19 protein-coding genes, 1 tRNA gene and 1 riboswitch are annotated in these 19,798 nt (G+C 66.9%); of the genes, 13 read left to right on the top strand and 7 right to left on the bottom strand.

Annotated elements, in window-relative coordinates:
- The 7 genes from HF877_RS11890 to HF877_RS11860 all read left to right on the top strand — a co-directional run bounded on the left by HF877_RS11890 (window position 1) and on the right by HF877_RS11860 (window position 7,431).
- A complete protein-coding gene (locus tag HF877_RS11890) occupies window positions 1-1,020 on the top strand; it encodes an MlaD family protein (RefSeq protein ID WP_169621362.1) in 1,020 nt (339 codons plus the stop codon).
- Window positions 1,017-2,075, top strand: coding sequence for an MCE family protein (locus tag HF877_RS11885; RefSeq protein WP_169621361.1), 1,059 nt, complete (start codon window positions 1,017-1,019; stop codon window positions 2,073-2,075). The genes HF877_RS11890 and HF877_RS11885 overlap by 4 nt, the downstream gene beginning before the upstream one ends.
- Window positions 2,076-2,086: 11 nt before the next feature.
- On the top strand, window positions 2,087-3,421 hold the full coding sequence (locus HF877_RS11880; protein WP_240952324.1) for an MCE family protein: 1,335 nt from the start codon (window positions 2,087-2,089) through the stop codon (window positions 3,419-3,421).
- Window positions 3,418-4,635, top strand: a complete 1,218-nt coding sequence (locus HF877_RS11875; RefSeq protein WP_169621359.1) for an MCE family protein — start codon at window positions 3,418-3,420, stop codon at window positions 4,633-4,635. The genes HF877_RS11880 and HF877_RS11875 overlap by 4 nt, the downstream gene beginning before the upstream one ends.
- Window positions 4,632-6,047, top strand: coding sequence for an MlaD family protein (locus HF877_RS11870; RefSeq protein WP_169621358.1), 1,416 nt, complete (start codon window positions 4,632-4,634; stop codon window positions 6,045-6,047). The genes HF877_RS11875 and HF877_RS11870 overlap by 4 nt, the downstream gene beginning before the upstream one ends.
- Window positions 6,047-6,664, top strand: coding sequence for a hypothetical protein (locus HF877_RS11865; RefSeq protein WP_206036971.1), 618 nt, complete (start codon window positions 6,047-6,049; stop codon window positions 6,662-6,664). Before HF877_RS11870 ends, HF877_RS11865 begins: the two co-directional genes overlap by 1 nt.
- 212 nt (window positions 6,665-6,876) lie before the next feature.
- The gene (locus HF877_RS11860) at window positions 6,877-7,431 is read left to right on the top strand and encodes a twin-arginine translocation pathway signal (protein ID WP_296549168.1); all 555 of its coding nucleotides are present in this window, start codon (window positions 6,877-6,879) and stop codon (window positions 7,429-7,431) included.
- 94 nt (window positions 7,432-7,525) lie between these two features.
- Here HF877_RS11860 and HF877_RS11855 read toward each other — a convergent pair whose 3' ends face one another.
- From HF877_RS11855 to HF877_RS11845, 3 genes are all read right to left on the bottom strand, one after another.
- Window positions 7,526-9,637, bottom strand: a complete 2,112-nt coding sequence (locus HF877_RS11855; RefSeq protein WP_346765124.1) for an FAD-dependent oxidoreductase — start codon at window positions 9,635-9,637, stop codon at window positions 7,526-7,528.
- 63 nt (window positions 9,638-9,700) lie between these two features.
- Window positions 9,701-11,212: a trehalose-6-phosphate synthase gene (locus tag HF877_RS11850; RefSeq protein ID WP_169621357.1), complete on the bottom strand. Its 1,512-nt coding sequence runs from the start codon at window positions 11,210-11,212 to the stop codon at window positions 9,701-9,703.
- Between the two features lie 37 nt (window positions 11,213-11,249).
- Window positions 11,250-11,420, bottom strand: a complete 171-nt coding sequence (locus tag HF877_RS11845) for a hypothetical protein (RefSeq protein WP_169621356.1) — start codon at window positions 11,418-11,420, stop codon at window positions 11,250-11,252.
- A 191-nt stretch (window positions 11,421-11,611) separates the two neighbouring features.
- Between HF877_RS11845 and HF877_RS11840 the strand changes: the two genes are divergently transcribed.
- From HF877_RS11840 to HF877_RS11830, 3 genes are all read left to right on the top strand, one after another.
- Window positions 11,612-12,412, top strand: a complete 801-nt coding sequence (locus HF877_RS11840) for an alpha/beta hydrolase (RefSeq protein ID WP_169621355.1) — start codon at window positions 11,612-11,614, stop codon at window positions 12,410-12,412.
- 237 nt (window positions 12,413-12,649) lie between these two features.
- Window positions 12,650-14,038 (top strand): SidA/IucD/PvdA family monooxygenase, encoded by a 1,389-nt coding sequence (locus HF877_RS11835; protein WP_169621354.1) that lies wholly within the window; start codon window positions 12,650-12,652, stop codon window positions 14,036-14,038.
- Window positions 14,035-14,268 (top strand): MbtH family protein, encoded by a 234-nt coding sequence (locus HF877_RS11830; RefSeq protein WP_072702139.1) that lies wholly within the window; start codon window positions 14,035-14,037, stop codon window positions 14,266-14,268. Before HF877_RS11835 ends, HF877_RS11830 begins: the two co-directional genes overlap by 4 nt.
- Before the next feature lie 31 nt (window positions 14,269-14,299).
- Here the strand turns inward: HF877_RS11830 and HF877_RS11825 are convergent, their stop codons facing one another.
- Window positions 14,300-15,868 (bottom strand): threonine/serine exporter family protein, encoded by a 1,569-nt coding sequence (locus HF877_RS11825; RefSeq protein ID WP_346765123.1) that lies wholly within the window; start codon window positions 15,866-15,868, stop codon window positions 14,300-14,302.
- A gap of 118 nt (window positions 15,869-15,986) precedes the next feature.
- Here HF877_RS11825 and HF877_RS11820 point away from each other — a divergent pair.
- Window positions 15,987-16,058 (top strand) — tRNA-Thr (locus tag HF877_RS11820).
- A 251-nt stretch (window positions 16,059-16,309) separates the two neighbouring features.
- On the opposite strand, the gene HF877_RS11815 is transcribed toward HF877_RS11820, so the two are convergent.
- Window positions 16,310-16,783 (bottom strand): general stress protein, encoded by a 474-nt coding sequence (locus HF877_RS11815; protein ID WP_169621353.1) that lies wholly within the window; start codon window positions 16,781-16,783, stop codon window positions 16,310-16,312.
- Between the two features lie 128 nt (window positions 16,784-16,911).
- On the opposite strand from HF877_RS11815, the gene HF877_RS11810 reads away from it, so the two are divergent.
- Together HF877_RS11810 and HF877_RS11805 are read left to right on the top strand one after the other, a co-directional pair.
- Entirely contained in the window at window positions 16,912-17,523 is a 612-nt protein-coding gene (locus tag HF877_RS11810; RefSeq protein ID WP_169621352.1) for a TetR/AcrR family transcriptional regulator, read from the top strand.
- 37 nt (window positions 17,524-17,560) lie between these two features.
- Window positions 17,561-18,430, top strand: a complete 870-nt coding sequence (locus HF877_RS11805) for a ribokinase (protein WP_169621351.1) — start codon at window positions 17,561-17,563, stop codon at window positions 18,428-18,430.
- Between the two features lie 22 nt (window positions 18,431-18,452).
- On the opposite strand, the gene HF877_RS11800 is transcribed toward HF877_RS11805, so the two are convergent.
- Window positions 18,453-19,283: an ABC transporter gene (locus HF877_RS11800; protein WP_169621350.1), complete on the bottom strand. Its 831-nt coding sequence runs from the start codon at window positions 19,281-19,283 to the stop codon at window positions 18,453-18,455.
- A gap of 51 nt (window positions 19,284-19,334) precedes the next feature.
- Entirely contained in the window at window positions 19,335-19,649 is a 315-nt protein-coding gene (locus HF877_RS11795) for a multidrug efflux SMR transporter (protein ID WP_169621349.1), read from the bottom strand.
- 11 nt (window positions 19,650-19,660) lie between these two features.
- Window positions 19,661-19,727: riboswitch (guanidine-III (ykkC-III) riboswitch) on the bottom strand.
- Window positions 19,728-19,798 lie beyond the last annotated feature (71 nt).

Genomic DNA, 19,798 nt, shown 5'->3' with positions numbered 1-19,798 from the left:
ATGCGGCCCACCACGATCAAGTTCCTGATCTTCACGCTCACGATGGTGCTCGTGTTCGCCGGCCTCGCAGTGGTGTTCAGCCAGGCCCGGTTCACCGGAAAAGAGACCTACCACGCGGCCTTCACCGACGTCTCCGGACTGAAATCCGGCGACAAGGTGCGTATCGCCGGTGTCCAGGTGGGGTCGGTCGACGGGGTCGACATCGGGGACGGCAACCACGCGGAAATCGAATTCGGCGTCGATTCCAAGTACACGCTCTTCACCGGCACTCGCGCGACCGTCCGCTACGAGAACCTGGTGGGAGACCGGTATCTGGAACTGCTCGAGGGAGCCGGCAGCGTCGACGTTCTCCAGCCGGGCGGAAGCATCCCGATCGAGCAGACCGAACCTGCTCTCGACCTCGACCTGCTGCTGGGAGGGTTCAAGCCACTGCTGCAAGGGCTCGATTCCCAGCAGGTCAACGACCTGTCCGGCGCGTTGCTGCAAGTGTTCCAGGGGCAGGGCCAGACGCTGGTCTCCTTGCTGGGCAACACGAATTCGTTCACCAATTCGCTCGCGGATCGCGACCGGTTGATCGGCGACGTGATCGACAATCTGAACGGCGTTCTCGGCACCATCGACGACCACGATCGCGAGTTCGCCGAGACCATCGACCAATTGAGTGCCCTCGCCGGTGGGCTGGCCGCAGACCGCGACCCGATCGGCGCCGCGATCCCGGAGATCGCCGGGGGCACTGCGGATCTGGCAGCGCTGCTGCAGAACAACCGGCCCGACCTGCAGTCCGTGATCGCCGAAACCAATCGGTCCATGACACAACTCGATCTGGGTGAGGACGACATCAACCGCACACTCGAACGTCTCCCGTCGGATTACAAGAAACTCATCCGGGTGGGCGCCTACGGCAACTTCTTCCAGTTCTTCCTCTGCGCCAACACCTTCAAGTTCTCCGGACCCGACGGCACCACCGTCAGGTACACGACGGCGAACCACGACACGGGAAGGTGTGCGAAGGTCGAATGAGTGCACCGCGCGAACGCAGTCATCTCCAGATCGGCATCGTCGGTTTGGGTGTGTCCGCCGCCATCGTCCTCGCCGGGTTGCAGTACGACCAGCTCCAGTTCCTCTCGGGCGGGCTGAGCTATTCGGCTCGATTCGAGGACGCGGGTGGACTCGTCGCCGGAGACGAGGTGATGCTCTCGGGTGTCACGGTCGGCGACGTGACCGACGTGAAGCTCGACGGCCAGACCGTACTCGTGAACTTCACGATCCAGGACGGCATCGGCCTCGGCGACGGCACCGGCGCCGACATCAAGACCAACACCGTGCTGGGCCGCAAGTCGCTCGCAGTGCGTCCGGGAGGCTCCGGCGTGATGCGTCCGGGCACGATCATCGAGATCGACCGAACCAACTCGCCGTACTCGCTGACCGACGCGCTCGGCGACCTCACGACCACCGTGTCCGAACTCGATACCGGACAGATCAACGAGTCGCTCGATGCCCTGTCGGATTCGCTGCAGGACACTCCGCCGGAGATACGCGGTGCCCTCGAGGGCATGACCCGGTTGTCCCAGTCGATCAACTCGCGGGACGAGTCCCTGCTGCAGTTGCTCGACCGGGCCGAGGACGTGACCGCGATCCTCTCCGAGCGCAGCGATCAGGTCAACGCGCTGATCGTCGACGCCAACGCCTTGTTCGGCGAGCTGAACCTTCGCCGAGACGCCATCACCGAACTCATCGCGAACATTTCCGCGGTCTCGCGCCAGCTCATCGGCCTCGTCCAGGACAACCAGAGCCAGATGGGGCCGACGCTCGAGAAGCTCAACGCGGTCACCGCGAACCTGCAGGCGAACAAGGACAACATCGCTGGGGCGCTCGACGGTCTCGGACCATACATCAGCGCTCTCGGTGAGTCTGTGGCCAGCGGGCCGTTCTTCAACGCCTACGTGTCGAATATCCTGCCGGCGCCGTGGTGGAAAGCCATCGTGGACAGCCAGGTTGCCCCCGACCTTCTCCCCGAGGATCTCCAGAACGTGATTCCCAAAGAGCCGCCGTCGATCACGAGGGATGGCGAATGAGTACCGACACCATGCCGGTGGACAACCACGAACCGGCGCCTCCGAAGAACTCCCGACTTCCGCGCCGGTTGCTGATCGGTATCGCGGCCGCCGTCGTCCTTGCGCTGGTCGCGGGCTTCGTGTGGTTCGTGCTGCCCGGCCTCGGCAAGCGGACGGTCTATGCCGAATTCGTCTCGACCAGTGGGTTGTACGAAGGTGACGACGTACGCGTGCTGGGTGTGTCGGTCGGGCGCATCACCGATATCGAGCCCGGCGACGACCTGGTTCGGGTGACCATGTCGATCGACGACGCGGTCGACGTGCCGGCCGACGCCGCTGCCGTCGTCATCGCGCAGAGCCTCGTCTCTGCCCGCTTCGTCCAGCTCACCCCCGTCTACTCCGGCGGCGCCGCCCTCGAGGACGGCGCGACGATTCCTCCGCAGCGCACCGCGTCGCCCGTCGAATGGGATCAGATCAAGACCGAACTCATGCGTCTGTCCGAGGCGCTCGGGCCGGAAGAACTCGATCCACAGGGCTCGCTCGGCCGGTTCATCGACACCGCCGCGGAGAACCTCGACGGAAACGGGCAGACCATCCGCTCCACACTGCGAGAGCTGTCCGCGACCATGCATACGCTGTCGGAGGGACGCACCGATCTGTTCTCGACGATCCGGAACCTCCAGACCTTCGTCTCGGTGCTGTCGTCGAGCAACGAGCAGATCGTGCAGTTCGGTGGACGGCTGGCCTCCGTCTCGAATGTGCTCGCACAGAGTTCCGACCAACTCGGGGTCTCGCTCACCGATCTCGGCATCGCGGTCGGCGACGTGCAGCGTTTCGTCCAGGACAACCGTGCCGGACTGACCGAGTCGGTCGAGCGCCTCGCCGACGCCACCGAAGTGCTCGCGCGCAAGCGACCGGAGATCGAGCGGATTCTGCACTCGGGCCCGACGTCGCTGGCCAACTTCTACAACATCTACAAGCCGGCACAGGGGTCGCTGACCGGCGCCCTCGCCATCAACAACCTCGCCAACCCCGTGGAGTGGATGTGTGGGTCGGTCGCTGCCGCCGCGAACGCGACATCCGAACGAAGCGAGGAGTTGTGCCGTCAGCAACTCGGTCCGGTCCTGGCCTCGATGAGCGCCAACTACCTGCCGGTCCTGGCCAACCCGCTCGCCAGTGTGCAGGCCTTCCCCGGGGACATCGTCTACAGCGAACCGTGGCTCGAAGGTGCGTCCGCAGGACGAGGGACCGCACCGCCGCAGGCGGCGCCCGCACCCACGCCGCTCGACGGACTGCTGGGCGGATTACCGAACGTCGCGGTCCCGCAGGACCTGGGGACACTGCTGCAGCCGGGAGGGGGACGATGATCCTGTCGAATGGACGGCGCATCACCGCGGCCGCGGTCGTGCTGGCGGCGACGCTGGCGCTGACGGGCTGTGAATGGGATGGGCTCAACTCTGTTCCCATGCCGGGCACCGCCGGACGCGGTGAAGGCGCCTACCGCGTCGAGATCGAGATGCCCAATGTCACGACGCTGACCCAGAACTCACCGGTCCGCGTCGACGATGTCACCGTCGGGTCGATTGCCGCGATCGAGGTGGACGGATGGCACGCGCTCGTCACGGTGGCGCTCGACAAGGACACCGTGGTGCCCGCCAACGCGACGGCCAAGATCGGCCAGACGAGCCTGCTCGGTTCGCAGCACCTCGAGTTGCTCGCCCCCGTCGACGAACCCGCGCGTGGACGGCTCGCGGACGGCGATCGGATTCCCCTCGAGCGTGCGGGTGTCTATCCGACGACGGAGCAGACGCTCTCGTCGTTGTCGCTGGTACTCAACGGCGGCGGTCTGGCGCAGATCAACGACATCACCACCGAACTCAACGCCGCACTGGTCGGGCGGGAGGATTCCGTCCGCAACCTGCTCCCGCGTCTCGACGAACTCGTGTCCGCGCTCGACACCCAGCGCGGCGATATCGTGTCCGCGCTCGAAGGGATGGACCGGCTCGCGGTCACGGTGAACAACCAGAACGAAACCCTCGTGCGGGCACTGGAGGAACTACCGCCCGCGCTCGAAGTCCTCGTGGACCAGCGGCAGAACCTCACGTCCGCGATGTCCTCGCTCGGTGAGCTGAGCACGGTGGCGAGTCGTGTCGTCGAAAGCTCCAACGACGATCTCAAAGCGAACCTGCAGGGGCTGGCACCGACGTTGCGGGCGCTGGCCGACTCGGGCAGCGCGCTCACCGAAGTCCTCGGCGTACTCCTGACGTACCCCTTCCCTCAGAACGGGATCAACAACGTCATCCGGGGTGATTACGCGAACCTCGCCATGACGATCGACCTCACCCTCGATCGGCTCGACCTGAATTTCCTGACCGGAACCCCACTGGCGGGCCGATTGGCCGGACCGGAGGGAATTCTCGGCAGGGACGCCGGACTCGCCGCCCAGGCCGTCGATCCGTTCCAGGCGCCGCTCGCGCCGCCGCCCGCACAACCCGCCCCGGGACCTGCCGGCACACTCTCGATCCCCGGAATCGGCGAGATCACGATTCCCGGACTTCCCGAGGGAGTGTTCGGACCATGATGCTTTCACGATTCGTTCGTATCCAGCTCTCGATCTTCGCTGTGCTCACCGTGATCGGTCTCGTCGTGATGACGCTGCAGTACGTGCGTCTGCCGGCGCTGCTGGGGGTCGGCCGGTACACGCTCACCGTGGAACTTCCGTCCACCGGCGGCCTGTATCCGCACTCGAACGTGACCTACCGGGGTATCAACGTCGGAACGGTCCAGTCGGTCGCGCTCTCGCCCGCAGGCGTCGACGCGACGCTGTCGATCGGCAGCGACTACAAGATTCCTGCCGATGTGGACGCGGCCGTTCGGAGCGTGTCCGCCATAGGTGAGCAGTATGTCGATCTCGTTCCCCGCGAAGGGGGTTCGAGTGGTGGGTATCTCGCGGACGGCGACGTGGTGCCGGTGGAGCGCGCTACCGTCCCGCAAGAGGTCGGTGCCCTGCTGGACCAGGCGGACGTGTTGCTCGCCAGCATCGGCGACACGCGACTGCAGGCACTCGTGGACGAAGCCTTCGAGGCGTTCAACGGATCCGGTCCCGAATTGCAGGACCTGATCGACTCGACCCGCCTGTTCGTGCAGGAGGCATCGGGGAACAGCGCCGAAACCCGTCGGCTCATCGACGAGGTGGGGCCGCTGCTCGACACTCAGACGGTCACCAGCGACGCCATCCGGTCGTGGACGCGGGACATGGTGACCTTCACCGACCGCTTGCGCGAGAGCGACCCCGATCTGCGGACACTGCTCGAGACCGGTCCGTCGGCCGCGGCCGAAGCCGAAGTGCTGCTGCAGGATCTCCGCCCGACACTTCCGCTCCTGCTCGCGAACCTGGTGAGCGTCGGTGAAGTCGGTGTCATCTACAACTCCGGGATCGAGCAGGTCCTCGTGCTGTATCCGCCGATGACGACCGCGCTGATCACGGCGGCCGGGTCCGGACCGCCGGAGGACGGTGCAGTCGTCGACTTCCATCTCCAGCTTCACGACCCGCCGCCCTGTCTTTCCGGATTCGTCCCGCCGGATCAGTGGCGCAGCCCCGCCGACACCACGATGGTCGACACGCCGGGGGATGTGTTCTGCCAGTTGCCGCAGGACTATCCGAACGCCCAGCGCGGTGCCCGGAACCTGCCGTGCATGGAGTATCCGGGCCGCCGTGCACCGACGCCCGATCAGTGCCGTACCGGCTACACACCGAAATACTCCGACAATCCGTGGCAGGGTCCACCTACGCCGGTAGGGTCCGACAATGTCGTGCCGACGCCTGCGTCATACACCGAAGGCAGCGGTGCTGCGGCACCGGCCGGCGTCACCGCGCGCCGGATCGATCCGCAGACGGGGACGTATATCGGTCCCGACGGCACCGTGTACACCCACGCCCAACTGGGAGACGACCGGAGTTTGGAGACTTTCATGAAGGCACAGCAGGGCTGATGGCGAACGAACACGACAAAGACGGTCCCACCGTCGAGCCCGATACGGTTCCCGACGAGAGCACCACGCCGACGAGTGCGACCGATACCGGGGGCAGCGACACGGCACCGGCTGCCTCCGCGGCACCGGCGGCGCCGACATGGCCCAAACGGGTGGTCGTGGTCGCATCGATTCTGCTGATCGCCGTTGTGGCCGCCGGTGTCTGGCTGATCATCGACCAGCGGTCGGCCGACGAGCGTGACGAGCGACGAGCGGCGTTCGTCCAGGCTGCGCGTCAGACCGTGCTCAACCTGACGACGATCCGCGCCGACTCCGCAGACGCCGACGTGCAGCGGCTGATCGACGGGGCCACCGGCGACTTCAAGGCCGAATTCGAAGGGCGCGAAGGCCCGTTCGTGGAGGTCGTGCAACAAGCCGGCGTCACGACGATGGGGGAGGTGCTCGAGGCCGGAATCCAGAACGAGGACGGTACGTGCGCGTCGTCGCTCGTCGCGTCGCGTGCGATGGTGAGCAATGCCGACCAGACCGAGCCGGAACCACGCGATTTCCGTCTGCGCGTGACGATCTGTGACGAGAACGGCAGACTGCTGGCGTCGAAGGTGGAGTTCGTGCCGTGAGTGAAGACCGGAAAGACAAGCAGGTGACGTCAGTGAACACGGACAGCCAGGCGGACACGAACAGCCGGACGGATACGGCCGGCGAGACGAACACGACCGGCGAGACGAACACGACCGGCGACACCACATCCGGTGAGACCGCGGCCGCGACGGCTTCCTCACCCGGGGATACCGCAGCCGCAGACACCGCTCCGGCTTCCACGGACACGGTCGTGAATTCCGCAGACACCGCTCCGGCACCCGCGGACACCGCACCCGCGCCCGTGGACACAGCACCGTCCTCGCAGTCGTACCTGCGGCACGTCGCGATCGGGCTGTCGGTGCTCGTACTCGTGTTCGCGGTCGTCGTGGGCTGGCTCGCGTACGGAGCGCGGGCCGACTCGGCTGCCGAGGCTGCCCGTACCGAAGCCCGTGTGGCAGCAGAGGAGCAGGCCGTCGCGATGCTCGCCTACACCCACGGCGAGGTGGACGATCAGATCGCCGTGGCGGGCGAGGGCCTCACCGGGGACTTCCGTGACGAGTACACGAATCTGATGAAGAACGTCATCGCGCCGGGGGCCAAGGAGAAGGCCATCAGCGTGCAGGTGAGCGTGCAGGGATCGTCGGTGGTATCCGCCGATGCCGACAGCGCCGTGACCCTGCTGTTCCTCAACCAGATCACCACGAGTTCCGAGAATCCGGAAGCTGTGAGCAGCGGCAGTCGTGTGCGAGTCGAACTCGAAAAACACGACGACCGCTGGCTCGTCAGCCGGCTGACACCGATCTAGGCTCCGGGGGGTCGCTCCCTCAACAGCACCGTGTTCCCGTCAGCACGGTGTTTCTGTCAGAGCACCGTGTTTCTGTCAGAGCACCGTGTTTCTGTCAGAGCACCGTGGCGACGTTCCACGCGGAGTGGATCGCTCCTTCGATGTAGCCGACGTCCGCGGCGTCACCGACCACGTGGATCTCCGGTACCCTGCCCTCGAGCTCGTCGGCGAGCGGCGCCGCGGCCGAGACTCCGGACGCCACGACGACCATATCGGCCGGGGCGGTGAGGGTTTCGTCACCGACGCGGAATTCGACGGTGTCGGCGGTGATGCGCTGCACCTGTGCTCGCCGGTGAATGGTTACGCCGACTTCGCCGGCGTGCCGAACTGCCGTCCAGCGTCGTGGCATGGCCATCGGCACGCCCAGTTGTCCGCCCTCTTCGAGCAGGGTCACCCGGCGCCCACGTTCTGCGAGGAACTCCGCCAGTTCGAGACCGACGAGCGAGCCCCCGACCACGACCACGTCTTTGCCCATGGGCAGGAACTTGCGGGTGACGGCGCGAATCGCCTGTGGGCTCTTGGTGATTCCCGACAGCTTGCCGAGGCGCCCCATGGTGCGGAGGAACAGCGGTTGTTCCGACGTGTCGCCGGCCCCGGTCATCAGGGCTCGCAGCGTATCGCCGGTGTGCACGTGGGGCAGATCGCCACCGGGAACGTCGGGCCGGCCGCGCACCGCGCCGGTGGCGATCACGACGGCATCGGGTGCGAGTGCGGCGACGGAGTGGGCGGTGGCCTCGGTGTTCAGGCGGACGTCGACGCCGAGGCGTTCGATCTCGGAGCGGAGCCACCTCAGCAACTGCTCGTTGTCCGGGGTGGTGAGGGTCGAGAACCAGAGTGTGCCGCCGAGCCGATCCGACTTGTCGAGCACCGTCACCCGGTGTCCTCGCTCGGAGGCGACGCGCGCGACTTCGAGCCCGCCCGGCCCGGCACCCACCACGACGATGTGCTTCGCCGCGGACGTGGGGGTGAACGGCACCAGGGTCTCGTTGCCCAGCGCCGGATTCACCGCGCAGATCGGGGTGTCGTCCCAGAAATTCTCCTGGACACACACATAGCAGTTGATGCACGGCCGCACCTGCTCCGGCGTGCCCGCGGCGAGCTTGCCGACCAAGGAGGGATCCGCGAGCAACTGGCGGCCCATCGCGACGAAATCGGCGTCACCGTCGGCGATGGTCTTCTCGCCCACCTCGGGCAGTACGCGACCGACTGCGATCACCGGGATGCCGACGGCCTTCTTCACCGAGGCTGCCAGGCCCGTGTAGGCGCCGACAGTGTTCGGGAGCGGCCCGTCGGTGAAGTTGGAGAACGGGTTTCGGCCCCAGCCGGTCACGTGGATCGCGTCGGCTCCCGCGGCTTCGAACAACTGTGAAGCGCGCACTGCCTCGTCTGTGCTCAGGCCGTCGGCTTCGCCGAATTCGCGTCCGGCGACGCGCACCAGAATCGCCAGGGAGTCGCCGACTTCGGCCTTCACCGCGCGGATGACCTCGCACGCAAGTCGCGCACGGTTCGCGAACGAACCACCGTATTCGTCGGTGCGCCGATTGTCGGCGCGGCTGAGGAAGGCGCCGAGCACATAGCCGTGCGCACAATGGATTTCGACCGCGTCCGCGCCTGCCGCTTTCACCCGGCCCGCGGCGTCCGCGAAGCAGCGCACGAGCCATGCCAGGTCTTCCTGTGTGGCTTCGTGGTATTCGGCCTGCTTGCCGTGGGTGACCGCAGCCATCTTCTGGAGTTCTTCACCGGTGTTGTCGGCGAGCGCGCTCAGGTCGGGGCTCGAGTTCGGGGTCGAGGGGACGAGCAGCGGCCGATCGTTGACGGTGTCGATCCGTGCCACCTTGCCGTGGTGCGTCATCTGCACGCACAGAGCACTACCGGCCTCGTGGACAGCATCGGCGAGTGCGGTGAGACCGGGGATGAACCTGTCCTCCGACAGTCCGGGTTCCTTGGTGCTGGCGCAGCCGAGCGGATAGGCGACAGCGCAGCATCCGGTGATGATCAGCCCGGTGCCGCCCTCGGCGCGGGCGACGAAATGGTCGATGTCGCCCTGCTCGATCTCGCCGTCGTCACACAGATTCATGTCCATGGCGGGCAGGACGACCCGATTCCGCAGCGTCACGGGCCCGATGGTGCCGGGGGAAAGGAGATGGGGGAAGGTTCCGGTCGTCACACCAAGACGTTATGCCCGCGGGTTGTGTCCCGCGGCATAGTTCCACTCAGTGGGACCGACCGGCTACCCGCTGTTCCCGCTGTTGCCTTCGCCCGGCGTGATCAGTGCGGGTCCCGCGGCGCCGGTGTGCGACAGCGCTTCGAGGAACGAGCGTGCCCACCGGTCGACATCGTGCGTGAGGACCTGACGGCGGAGGGCGCGCATCGTCTTGCGTCCGACGTCGCGGGGTTGTTCGATCGCTGCCTGCATCTTGTCCTTGACGTCCTCCAGGTCGTGCGGATTGCACAGGAAGGACTGACGCAGTTCGGCTGCTGCGCCGGTGAATTCGCTGAGCACCAGCGAACCACCGAGATCGCTGCGGCACGCGATGTATTCCTTGGCGACGAGATTCATCCCGTCGCGCAACGGCGTCACCAGCATCACGTCGGCGGCAACGAAGAAGGCGATGAGTTCCTCGCGCGGCACCGGGCGGTGGATGTAGTGGACCACGGGGCGGCCGACCTCGGCGTACTCACCGTTGATGCGACTGACCATGCGCTCGATCTCGCCGCGCATCTGCACATACGACTCGACGCGTTCGCGGCTGGGAGTCGCGAGTTGCACCATGACGGTGCGGGCCGGATCGACCCGTCCCTCGTCGAGGAGTTCGTTGAGGGCGTCGAGCCGGACGTCGATGCCCTTGGTGTAGTCCAGCCGGTCGACCCCGAGCAGGATGTGGTCCGGGTTGCCCAGCTCTTTGCGGATCGCCTTGGCCCGGTCGCGAATCTTCTTGCTACGCGACTGTTCGTCGAGTTCGCCCGACGCGATGGAGATGGGGAAGGCCCCGACGCGCACCGAGCGGAATCCGACCTGGACCACACCGAGCTTCGAGCGGACACCGATATTGCCGCGCGAGGTCTGGTGGCCGGCGAGCCTGCCCGCCAGGTAGAGGAAGTTCTGGGCGCCGCCGGGGAGATGGAAGCCGATGAGGTCGGCGCCGAGGAGCCCTTCGACGATCTCGGTGCGCCAGGGCATCTGCATGAACAACTCGACCGGCGGGAACGGAATGTGCAGGAAGAACCCGATCGTGAGGTCGGGTCGCAGCATCCGCAGCATCTTCGGCACCAACTGGAGTTGGTAGTCCTGGATCCAGACGGTGGCGTTCGGTGCTGCGGCCTTGGCCGCTTCTTCCGCGAAGCGCCGGTTGACCTCGACGTAGACGTTCCACCATTCGCGCCGGTATTCCGGGCGGACGATGACGTCGTGGTAGAGCGGCCACAGCGTCGCGTTGGAGAACCCCTCGTAGTAGTCGGCGATCTCCTGAGTGCTCAGGGGAACCGAGTACAGCGTGAGGTCGTCCTCGACGATGACGCCGGCATCGGCGTCGGCCACCCCGGCCCAGCCGACCCACGCTCCGTGGTTGGAACGCAGGATCGGCTCGAGGGCGGTGACGAGACCGCCGGGGCTGCGCTTCCATCGGGTCGTGCCGTCCGGCAGGCGTTCGAGATCCACCGGCAGGCGATTCGCGACGACGACGAAATCGGACGGGGTGATCGACTCGGATTCTTCGGTCGCATCCGCGCCGCCTGCTGTCACGTCGTGTCCTCTCGAGGTGCCGGTCCGATGGATCTCGTCAGTACTTTTCGGCCGGGCCGATGCCCAGCATCGACAGCAGCATGCGGCACTCGTCCGCAGTCTCGGCGTAGGCGGCGACGACGCGCTGTGCCTGTCGGGCGGTCTCGTCGGCGACAGGTTCGAGATCGTCGTCGGCGAGAACGTCGGGCGTGGTGGGGTCCGCGGTCATGTGTTCCTCCCGGGTAGCTGCTCGGCGCGAGCATGCATCTGCCTCGACTCTAGGAGAGTGGGACACCGGGGCGCCACCCGCCGGGTGCTGGATCGATCGTGGCCGGGGCCCTCGCGGTACCGTAGGGCTCGTAACGCCGCGCTCGTCGATCTGTGCGCGTTCGTCCCCCGCAGTCTTCGAGGAAGGTCTCCATGCCCATTGCGACGATCAACGGAATCCCGCTGAACTACCAGGTCAAGGGATCCGGCGACCTCGTAGTTCTCGTCATGGGAACCGGTAGCCCCGGCCGGGTGTGGGACCTGCATCAGGTGCCCGCGCTCGTGAAGGCCGGCTACCGCGTGGCCACGTTCGACAACCGTGGCATTGCGCCGTCGGGGGAGAGCCTGAGTGGGATGACGCTCGACGATCTCGTTGCCGACACCGCGGGCCTGATCGAGTTGCTCGGTGGCCCGGCGCATGTCGTCGGCACGTCGATGGGTGCGCGCGTCGCGCAGGAACTGACCTTGGCGCGTCCGGACCTCGTCCGCAAAGCGGTGTTCCTCGCCGGCCATGCACGGATGGACCGGTTCCAGATGACGCTCACCGAGGGGGAGCGGCAGTTGTACGACAGCGGTGTGGAGTTGCCGCCCAAGTATCAGGCCGCGGTGACCGCGGTGATGAACCTGTCGCCCGCCTCGCTTGCCGACGAGAACACCGCACGCGACTGGCTCGACGTGTTCGAGTTCAGTGGCGGGAAGATGTCGCCCGGCGTGCGGGCCCAGTTGGGCATGGACCGCGAGTTCGATCGCCGTGCCGCCTACCGGGCGATCACGAAGCAGTGCCTCGCGGTGGGATTCGCCGACGACCGCATGATTCCGGCGTATCTGTCGCGGGAAGTGGCGGAAGCGATTCCTGGCGCACGGTACGAGGAGATTCCGGACGCCGGCCACTACGGCTACCTGGAGCGTCCCGAGGTGGTCAACAAGGTGTTGCTGGACTTCTTGGCGGCGTAGCGGCCAGGGCACGTGTTCGGCGAGCGCGGTGGGATCGACTTCGATCCCACCGCGCTCGCGTCCGTCCGGGGAAGGGCGGCAGCCGTGTCCGGAAGATAGTGGGAGTCCGGCGGTTCGGAGTCCCCCATGGACGGTCGACCCTTGGTAGGCTCGCTCAACCAAGGTTAGCCTGAGCTACATTCTCAGAGCTTTGGTCGACGGACCTGGGCTCGCGCCCCCGAGTACGGAAGTTGAGTGATGACCGACCGATCCAGCGCTACCGCAGGTGATTCGGAGAATCCGGACGAACCTCGAGGGGACGTGTTCGACCTCGTCGGAATCGGCTTCGGCCCCGCCAACCTCGCTCTGGCCATCGCCATCGAGGAACACAATGCGGCCGATCCGGCCTCACCGCTGCGTGCCACCTTCTTCGAGCGGAGACCAGACTTCGCGTGGCACCCGGGGATGATCCTCGAGGGCGCGACCATGCAGATCGCCTTTCCCAAGGATCTCGTCACCTTCCGGAACCCCACCAGCAGTTACAGCTTCTTCGCGTACCTGCACGAGCGCGGGCGGCTCGCGGACTTCGTCAACCACCAGACGTTCTTTCCGACCCGGCACGAATTCCAGGATTACCTGCGGTGGGCCGCCGACCGTGTCACCGCGGATGTCCGGTACGGAACCGAGATCACTGCCGTCGAAGCGGTCCGTCACCACAACGGCGCAGCCGATCTGTTCGCGATCCACGCAGCCGACGGCAGCGTGGTCCATGCGCGCAGCGTCGTGGTCGGTGTCGGGCTCCGGGCGCAGATCCCGCGCTGGGCCACCGAATCGGCGCGGTGCTTTCACAACCACCAGTTCCTGTTCCACCTGGACACGATGCCCGAGCCGGCGCATCAGCGATTCGCCGTGGTCGGCGCGGGACAGAGCGCCGCGGAAGTGGTGCAATACCTGCACGCCCACTACCCGCAGGCCGAAGTCCACAGCATCTTCAACCGCTTCGGCTACAGCCCGGCCGACGACAGCCCGTACGCGAACCGGATCTTCGATCCTTCGGCAGTCGACGAACTCCACGGAGCGTCGCCCGCGGAGCGGGAGCGGGTGCTCACTCTTCATCGCGGCACCAACTACTCCGTCGTGGCCCCGGAACTCATCGAGGCGCTCTACGCCACCGAGTACCGGGAAAGGGTCAGTGGGCGTCGCCGGCTGTTCATGCGCCGCGCCTCCGAAATCCTCTCCACCACGGAAAGCGCCGCGGGCATCGAGATCGACGTCCGGAACAACCTGGACGGCGCCGTCGAGACATTGATGTGCGATGCGGTGGTCCTGGCGACCGGTTTCGAGCCCGCGCCGCTCACTCCGCTCCTCGGCGACCTCGCGCCGGACGGGCCGGTATTGGTGGTCGACCGTGACTACCGGCTGCCGACGCCGGAGGACATCGATGCCGACATCTACCTGCAGGGCGGCACCGAGAAGACACACGGCCTGACCTCGTCGCTGTTGTCGAACGCGGCGGTACGAGCAGGAGAAATCCTGGCTTCCGTCCTCGGTCGCCGGGAACTGAAGATGTCCGGAGCCCTGGGTGTTGTCGGTGAACTTGATAGGATTCCGGACCATCACACCTACGCAACAAGTGAGGCGAGATGAGCACGAACCCATTTGACGACGAGGACGGCCGGTTCTACGTCCTCGTGAACGACGAGGAGCAGTACTCGCTGTGGCCGACCTTCTCCGAGGTTCCGCAGGGGTGGCGGGTGGTATTCGGCGAAGAGTCGCGTGCCGCGTGCGTCGAATACGTCGAGCAGAACTGGACCGATATGCGTCCGAAGAGCCTTCGCGATGCCATGGAAGCCGACGAAAAGGCTCGTCAGGGCTGACCCTTCGTCACGGCTGATACACCGAATACTTCTACATTCTGCGAGAGTCACGCCCGCGCCAACCGAGGCGCAGCGTGGCTCTCGTTGTTTCGGTTGCCGCGGCGTCGACAATCGGGATCGTGTCCGTGATGGGGATCGGGCCGGTCACCGGTGTCGGGGCCGGCCGGATCGCACGCTTCTTCTCCAGCCTGATCCGGGGGATCCGGCGCAACTGCGGGCGGCGCAGCGACCCGACCTTGAGGATACTTCGCGGGTTGCGGGTGCGCCGCGCGAGCCACTCCCCGAGGGTGACTCCGGCCGCGAGTGCACAGCCGATACCGAATGCCGCGAAGAGCGCGGTCATGCCGATGCTCATCTCGTTGCGCAGCATCGCGTACAGACCGCGATACAGGGCGAGACCGGGAAGCAGCGGAGTGATGCCGGCGACCGCGACGACCAGCGGCGGGGTGAGGGCACGGCGGGCCATCAGGCCACCCGCGAAGCCGATGACGGTGGCCGCCACCGCCGAGGAAATAATGGGACCGAGCGAGAGCCCGAGCGCCAGCTGATAGCCCAGGCTGCCGGCAGCTCCGGCCAGGGCCGCGACGGTGAGTGCGCGGCGCTCCGCGTAACACGCCAGTGCGTAGAACGCGGCGGCGGCGGCACCGGCCAGGATCTTCGTCGGCAACTGGGTGAGATCCGGCAGTGCCGCGTAACTGATCAACGGCAGTTCGGCGCCGAACACCTCCGCGACGCGCAGGGTGGTCGCGACGCCGGCGATGATGCCGCCCGTCATCATGAGTACTTCGAAGAACCTGGCCGACGCCGTGATCGGGGCTCCGGTGATCGCGTCCTGCACGGAACCCACCAGCGACAGACCGGACAACAGCACGGTGACGCCGGCGGCGATGATCAACCCCGGGGACACTTCGAAGCCGAGTGTTTCCCGTAGCCCGTACAACGTGATCGCCGGGGCGGTCGCGATGATGCCGCCTACGAGGTGCTGGAAGAAGAACGGCAGACCGGCGTGGTTGAGGGCGCGGTTGACCCGGTCGATGACGAACGTCGACGCAAAGGCGACGAGAGCCACCAGGGCGTCGCCCCCGAGGAGCACCGAGATCGCCGCGGCCATCCCCGACCACGCGATCGTCGCGACCCAGCGGTTGTACGGGTGGGCCGCCGAGGTAATCGCGAGCAGTTCCTCGTGGGCTTGCGCCGGGGAGATCGCGTCGCGGCGGATTCGGCGCGTCAACCGGTCGACCGCGGCCAGCCGCGTGAAGTCCATCGAGCGGTAGTGCACGACGCGCATCGTGCTCGCGGGCGGCATCGTCTGCCCGCGATAAGCGGACAGCACGATCGAGTTGTAGGTGACATCGACGTCGCACTGCGCGAGGCCGTAGGTCGCGGCGACGAACCGGACCTGCTCTGCGGTGTCGATCGCGCCCGTGCCGGAGGCGAGCAGAACTTCGCCGACGCGGACCGCGACATCGAGCGCCTCGGCGACCACCGCGTCGTCGGTCAGGTCGATCGGCTGCAGCGGCGTGGGTGCTGCGGTGACCGCGTCGATGGTCGCGCGGCGCGTACCCAGGGTCCGGTCCAGGACATCGCCCAGCAGGCTCACTGACCGCCACCTCCGGTACGGGCGGAGACAGGTGGGGCGGTACGCATGCGTTCCACCGTAACGAAACGGGCGGTGTGCGCCGGAGGTGGGACGACCTATATGATGGGCGGCGTTCGCTGCCTCCTTAGCTCAGCGGTAGAGCACTCGCCTTGTAAGCGAGCGGTCAACGGTTCAATCCCGTTAGGGGGCTCGAGAGTGGGTCGATCTGCAGATAACTGCAGGTCGGCCTATTTTTTTCGACATGACGCCCCGGTGGTCGCGGCAGGGTCGGCCTCGAGGTCGACGAGGCTGCGAGTGCCTGCGCCCGGCGGAAGCGGCCCTTCGATCCGCACCCCGCTTCGACCACGCGCGGTGTGGGATCTCACAGCCCGGTCGGTGCTGCAAGACGACTCCGCCCCCGCCACAGGGGCGGGGGCGGAGCACGGTGGATGAGGGGGCAGGTCAGCGGAGAGCGAGCTTCCGACGCGCCTGGTCTTCGAAGTCGCTGTCGACCATCAGGTCGTAGCGGGCTGCCTCGATGCTCTTGCGGGAGACGAAGTCGCGGCGGCCGCCGGTGCTCCAGTGCGCCGCGAATCCCAGGGTTCCGCCCCACACCGCGCCGAAGGCGGCGCCGGCGAGGAGGATGGCCGCCATGCTGGTGGCCGGGAGGAACAGGGCGAGCAGGAATCCGAACAGCAGGCCCGTCCACACGCCGGCGGCCGCGCCGTTGAGTGCCGCTTTGCCGTTGGTCATCCGGCCTTCGATGCTCTCGACGGTCGTCACTCCCTGACCGACGACGCGCAGGTATTCGACCGGAAAGCCCTCGTCGGAGAGGTGGTCGATGGCCCGCTCGACTGCTTCGTATGTGCGATAGCTCTCGAGAAGGGTCTCCGAATCGGTGGCATAGCCCGTCGTCGGTGCGTAGATCTCAGTCATACGTTCCTCCTCGATGTGAATGTAACGATACGTATAGCGTAGCGTAGCGTTTCGTAGCGTTTGATTCGGGTCTTCTTTTCGGAGACACTCAGGATCATGCGGGGCATACTCGCCTGAAAAGGAGTGACATGGTGGTCGATACCGACGCAGATCCGGTGTCCGAATCGCCGCGACGCCCCGGCAAGGCACGCGCGGGAACGGATGCGCGGATCATGCGGGCGGCGCTGGAGATCCTGCGTGTGCACGGACCCCACCGCGTCACCGTGGAGGCGGTCGCCGCCCTGTCCGGTGTAGCGAAGACGACGATCTACCGGCGCTACGCCAACCGCGAAGAGATCCTCGACGCAGCGTTGGACTCGCAGGCGATCACGCCGTGTGTGCCGGACGGTCTGTGTGTCTACGACCGGATGAAGTGGACGCTGGAACAGGTCCGCCGCGCGTTGGCGAGTGACATGGGCATGGGCAGTGTGGGTGCGGTACTCATCGACGAGGATCCGGACTTCACAGAATCGTTCCGGGAGATCATCAATGCCCGCAGCGACGTGGTGGCCGGTGTGCTTCGCGCCGCTGTCGACGCCGGTGCGGTCCGCGCCGACCTCGACATCGACACCGCGGTGTCCATGCTCGTCGGTTCGTATCTCGGTGCGTACCTCCGTCACGGCGAGGTGAGCGAGTCGTGGGCCGACGGTGTCGTCCACGCCATGTGCCCGGAACTCGAACCGGACGCGCACGAGCACTGAGTCGCTCGGCGGACACGCCGTCCGTAGGGTCGAGAAGGTGACAGACGTTCAGGGCTGTGTGGTTGCCGTCGTCGGATCCTTGAATCTGGATCTGACCGCCACGGTTGCGCGGGCGCCCGACGAAGGCGAAACCGTACTCGGCCGACGCCTCGACACCTATCCGGGCGGCAAGGGCGCGAACCAGGCCATCGGCGCCGCACGGATCGCTCCTACCGCCGTCGTCGGCGCCGTGGGATCCGACAGTGCCGCCACTGCGCTGCGTTCCGCGCAGGCGGCCGCGGGCGTGAACACCGACCACCTGCTCAGCGTCCAGGTGCCCACCGGACGTGCGATCGTCGTCGTGACCGACGACGGCCGGAATCGGATCATCGTGATACCCGGAGCGAACTCGAAGGTGTCGGCCACCGACGTCACCGCGGCGCTCGACACGCTGGACCCTGCGGTCGTACTCACCCAACTCGAACTGCTGCCCGCCGCGACGGCGGCCGCCGCCGAGTGGGCGCGTGCCCATCACCGGCGGTTCGTTCTCAACCCCAGCCCGGTTGCCCCGCTCGGCGAGGACGTCCTCGCCGACGCCGATCCGCTCGTCGTGAACGAGAGCGAAGCGCTCTACTACGCGGATGCCTCCGCGGGCGACGACCCGGACGAGATCGTCGCCAGGCTCCTCGAACGCGTCCGGACCGTGGTGATCACCCGGGGTGCGGACGACGTGGTGGTCGCCACCGAGGACTACGTCGAACGCATCGCGGTTCCGAGGGTGCGTGCGGTGGACACGACCGGTGCGGGCGACCACTTCGCGGGAACCCTGGCCGCGCTGCTCGGTACGGGCCACGACCTTTTTGCCGCAGCACACGAGGCCGCGAGGGCCGCGGCGATCCTCGTCGCATCGCACCGTGCCCAGCGCTGACCGGCCGACACGCCGGAGCGTGTCACGTGGGCGGCATCAATTCGCCCTTGCTGCCGCGTAGCCATCGTCCGGGCAGCCTGCCCGCGAGGTCGCCGAGCGGACCGACCGCGCCGCGCAGCAACTCGACGGTTTCCTGAAGCATGTCGACGCTCGCGTTCATCTTGATGATTCCCGGCGTCAACTCCGCGAGGGTGGCGGAGAGCGAGACGATCTGATCGAGGGGGCCACCCCGGGCGAGCAGCCGGTCGAGGGCACCCTGCTCGGCCAGCAACACCTCGAGTGCGCCGCCCTCCGCCAACGCCCGCTCGACGACACCGCCCGGCCGGGTCGCGACGTCGACGATCCCGCCCGGCGACGTCAGCCGCTCCACGGCTCCGTCCTGCGCCAGCAGTCGTTCGAGAGGCCCGTCGGACGCCGTCAGCCGATCGAGCAACCCGCCGTCCGAGAGCAAACGGTCGAGAGCGCCGTCGTCGGCGAGGACCCGGTCCAGCGGCCCGCCGGGAGCGGTCAGGCGATCGAGCGCTCCGCCTGGCACCAGCAACCGGTCGAGTAGTCCGCCCGGAGCGGTCAGGCGGTCGACGGGCCCGCCCGGTTCCAGCAGACGATCGAGCGGTCCGCCGGGACGCAGCGCCTGGCCGAGTGCGCGATCTTCCGAGGTCAGCGTCGAAATCTGCTGTAACAATCCGCGCGAACTCCGGGCCGCGGGCAGACCGACGGCGCCGAGTGCCGAATACGTCTGCGGCGACACCGCGATACGGACCGTACCGACGACAACTTCGGTGATTCCGAGCGCCGTATCGGCCACGGACATACCGACCCGGAGCGGGAGTGCCAAAGCGGAACCGAGGCTCATGGGGTCACTGTAACCGCACGGCCGTTATGCGCCAGGGACCTCGCGCAGCGGTCAATGCACGAGTTTCAAGCCCACGACACAGGCCACGATCCCGCCGATCAACAGCAGCTTGACGAGCGTTGCGGACTCGGTGCCGGTCACCATCGCGTAGCCGACGGTCAGAGCGGCGCCGATACCTACCCACACCGCATAGGAGGTGCCCACCGGAAGCGTGCGCATCGCGTAAGCGAGGCCCGCCATGCTCGCGACCACCGTGACGCCGAAGATCACCGTCGGCCAGAGCTTGGTGAAGCCGTCGGATTTCCCGAGAGCGGTCGCCCAGACCGCTTCGAGAACACCGGAGAGGACGAGAACGATCCAGGCCATGACGCAACGCTCCTACACCGTCTTGTCGCTCGCCGGGTACGGTGCGCTCGTCCGGGGGAAACCGATGACAGCCCCTACCGGCAGATTATGAAGACTCGAGGCGGGAGGCAAGCCGTCACCGCCGGATGTGACGCGTCGGACCACGAACG

Origin of the sequence: Rhodococcus sp. BL-253-APC-6A1W, from assembly GCF_012843405.1 — a bacterium.
Taxonomy (GTDB): domain Bacteria; phylum Actinomycetota; class Actinomycetes; order Mycobacteriales; family Mycobacteriaceae; genus Rhodococcus.
The sequence above is the reverse complement of the archived record's forward strand: the minus strand, read 5'-3'. Positions and strand labels throughout refer to the sequence as shown.

Coding starts and splice junctions, on each gene's coding strand:
- HF877_RS11870 (WP_169621358.1), top strand. CDS start 4,632: ATGATGCTTTCACGATTCGTTCGTATCCAGCTCTCGATCTTCGCTGTG.
- HF877_RS11830 (WP_072702139.1), top strand. CDS start 14,035: ATGAGCACGAACCCATTTGACGACGAGGACGGCCGGTTCTACGTCCTC.
- HF877_RS11890 (WP_169621362.1), top strand. CDS start 1: ATGCGGCCCACCACGATCAAGTTCCTGATCTTCACGCTCACGATGGTG.
- HF877_RS11835 (WP_169621354.1), top strand. CDS start 12,650: ATGACCGACCGATCCAGCGCTACCGCAGGTGATTCGGAGAATCCGGAC.
- HF877_RS11795 (WP_169621349.1), bottom strand. CDS start 19,649: ATGGCCTGGATCGTTCTCGTCCTCTCCGGTGTTCTCGAAGCGGTCTGG.
- HF877_RS11810 (WP_169621352.1), top strand. CDS start 16,912: ATGGTGGTCGATACCGACGCAGATCCGGTGTCCGAATCGCCGCGACGC.
- HF877_RS11880 (WP_240952324.1), top strand. CDS start 2,087: ATGCCGGTGGACAACCACGAACCGGCGCCTCCGAAGAACTCCCGACTT.
- HF877_RS11875 (WP_169621359.1), top strand. CDS start 3,418: ATGATCCTGTCGAATGGACGGCGCATCACCGCGGCCGCGGTCGTGCTG.
- HF877_RS11865 (WP_206036971.1), top strand. CDS start 6,047: ATGGCGAACGAACACGACAAAGACGGTCCCACCGTCGAGCCCGATACG.
- HF877_RS11885 (WP_169621361.1), top strand. CDS start 1,017: ATGAGTGCACCGCGCGAACGCAGTCATCTCCAGATCGGCATCGTCGGT.
- HF877_RS11840 (WP_169621355.1), top strand. CDS start 11,612: ATGCCCATTGCGACGATCAACGGAATCCCGCTGAACTACCAGGTCAAG.
- HF877_RS11815 (WP_169621353.1), bottom strand. CDS start 16,783: ATGACTGAGATCTACGCACCGACGACGGGCTATGCCACCGATTCGGAG.
- HF877_RS11845 (WP_169621356.1), bottom strand. CDS start 11,420: ATGACCGCGGACCCCACCACGCCCGACGTTCTCGCCGACGACGATCTC.
- HF877_RS11800 (WP_169621350.1), bottom strand. CDS start 19,283: ATGAGCCTCGGTTCCGCTTTGGCACTCCCGCTCCGGGTCGGTATGTCC.